Consider the following 2630-nt stretch of genomic DNA (forward strand, 5'->3'; position numbering starts at 1 on the left):
CAACAATAAATAACAAAAGGTGATGCAGTGAAAGGGATGAAATTAAACATAATTGCATTAGAGGTTTTTCTTTGCTGCTATGCAATGGCGCCCTCTTTCTCGCCTGCCGAATCATATTTTGACCCAGGCTTATTAATGCATGGGAGCGGGATTGATGTTTCTCAGCTCGATTTAAATGACTTCGCTAATAGCAATACTCTAACGCCGGGTAAATACGATGTCATGGTGAATGTCAATTTGGTCCCTTCCGGGGAATTCAATATTGCCTTTGATAAACAACCCGATGGCCAAATTATCCCTGTATTTACCGTGGGTGAGCTGAAAAAACTGGGGGTGAATACCTCTGCATTACCTAAATTAAGAGATCTTGGCGAAGAGGTTAAGATTGCAAAACTGTCGGACTATATTGCCGATGCGACTATCACGTTTGATGCTCAAACATTAACCGTGAATTTATCCGTGCCACAAATTGCGATGGTGCCTAATTTCGCAGGCTATATTCCCCCTGAATTGCGTGATGACGGTGTGACTGCGTTAGTCATGGACTATGTCTTTAACTACAGTAATAACCGTCAGTTAGCTCAACATAACCAAAAATCCAGTACCAATGATTCCCTATTTGCTAACTTAAATGCAGGGATCAACGTGGGTGCATGGCGCCTGAGAACCAGCTACCTGTACAACTACAGTAAAAGCAGTGGGGACTCAAGCAACAGTGATTCCAACTTCACCAATACGTATGTTTATCGCACCATTAATGCGATTAAATCTACCTTTCGCGCTGGTGAGATTTCAACAGGGGGCAATATCTTTGACTCCATTCCCATGAAAGGGGCAACGCTGAAATCTAACCCACAACTCGACCCTAGCAGCATGCAAGGGTTTGCTCCTGTGGTTGAAGGTTTTGCTAACACCAATGCCACCGTCACCGTGCGCCAAAACGGTAGCGTGGTTTACCAAACCTTCGTCGCACCAGGCCGTTTTATTATTCGTGATATCCCAGCCAGCGGGTTGGCGGGGGACATGGAAGTGACCGTGGAAGAAGAAGATGGCAAACAAACTGTCTTCACCCAAGCCTACTCTTCACTGCCTATGATGGAGCGCCAAGGTTCGTACAACTACGAGGTTTCTGCAGGACGCTACAATGGTGGAATAACGGTGGACTCTGAGCGTAAAACCTTTGCACTCGGTTCATTTAGTGTTGGTCTGCCTCATAATATCACCACCTATGGTGGGTTACTGGTCTCTAACGGCTATAACTCAGTGGTGGGCGGTATTGGCTTGTCACTGGGCGTGCTTGGGGCGCTGTCCACGGACATTACGCATTCCGATGCCAAATTCTCAGGGAAAAACCTAAAAGGGCAGTCTTACCGTATTCGTTATTCGAAAAGCTTGCTTTCTACGGGAACCTCCTTTGACTTGACGGCGCTGCGTTATACCACCGAGAACTTCTATTCTTTCTCGGATTACAACAACGCGGGTTATGAGTTGAAAGATGGCTTGGCGCCTTGGACGGGCTCACGTCAACGTTACAGTTTCCAGACATCCATCAGCCAATCCTTTGATTCATATGGCTCCTTATCACTGAGAGCCTCGAAAAATACCTATTGGGGAGGGCAGAGCTCTAATACCTCCGTTGGATTGTCCTATAACAACAACTTCCGAGGTGTTTCTTATAGCTTGGCCTACATGGTTGACCGCGTGAAAAGCTACAACAACAGCTGGCCAGAAAACCGGGTGGTGTCGTTCGATGTGTCGGTACCGTTGAGCCTGTTAACCAACAGTGAAATGGCGCAAACCATGAGTGCCCGTTACGGAATGAGCGTTGATAACCACGGTGATACACGCCACCAAGCAGGTTTAACTGGCAGTGCGATGAGCAACCGCTTCAGCTACGGCTTGTATCAAAACTATGACAGCCGAAACAGCAACTACGGAGGCAGTGTTAACGGGACGTATTCCGGTAATAACGCCACGTTATCTGCAGGTTACAGCTACTCCGATACGAATCGCGCTATGAATGGAACACTCAGTGGTGGGTTAGTTGCGCATTCTGATGGCGTGACATTAGCCCCGAACGTTGGGGACACCATTGCTATCATTACCGCGGATGGCGCAAAAGGTGCCGCATTAACCATGGGCGCACAATTTGACCGCTTTGGTAATGCCGTGATCCCTCAGTTAGCCAGCAACACGGCTAACCAAATCGCGGTTAACGTTAATACATTACCGGATGATACGACATTTAAAGATACGTCCATGATGGTGTACCCAACAGAAGGTGCGGTGATTAAACGTCACTTCAGGACCAAAGTGGGTTATCAAGCGATGATTAACTTATCGAACACTGGGAAAATGCCTCCGTTTGGCGCAATAGCCACATTAATTACAGAAGACAGTGACGATAGCGATATCAACACCGGTATTGTCGGCTCAAATGGCCAGCTATACATGAGTGGATTACCGGATTCAGGGCGCATTCACATTCAGTGGGGAGGCAAAACGGGCCAATGTACAGTGACTTACTCGGCATTAGAAAAAATAGCCGTCACAGCGGACTCTCCAGTGAGAACATTAAATACACAGTGCCAATAATAAGCATTACGGGATGATTCGGTCCCGTTTAATAA

1 protein-coding gene is annotated in these 2630 nt (G+C 47.0%); it reads left to right on the forward strand.

The window, feature by feature from the left end; translation table 11 throughout:
- The first annotated feature begins 36 nt into the window (after positions 1 to 36).
- A complete protein-coding gene (locus tag PSF42_RS20590; protein ID WP_272680571.1) occupies positions 37 to 2595 on the forward strand; it encodes a fimbria/pilus outer membrane usher protein in 2559 nt (852 codons plus the stop codon).
- Positions 2596 to 2630: the final 35 nt, after the last annotated feature.

The sequence above is a fragment of the Providencia sp. PROV032 genome (assembly GCF_028484875.1).
Lineage (GTDB): Bacteria > Pseudomonadota > Gammaproteobacteria > Enterobacterales > Enterobacteriaceae > Providencia > Providencia rettgeri_E.

Excerpts from the sequence above, each read along its gene's own strand:
- PSF42_RS20590 (WP_272680571.1), top strand. The coding sequence starts at position 37 with ATGAAATTAAACATAATTGCATTAGAGGTTTTTCTTTGCTGCTATGCA.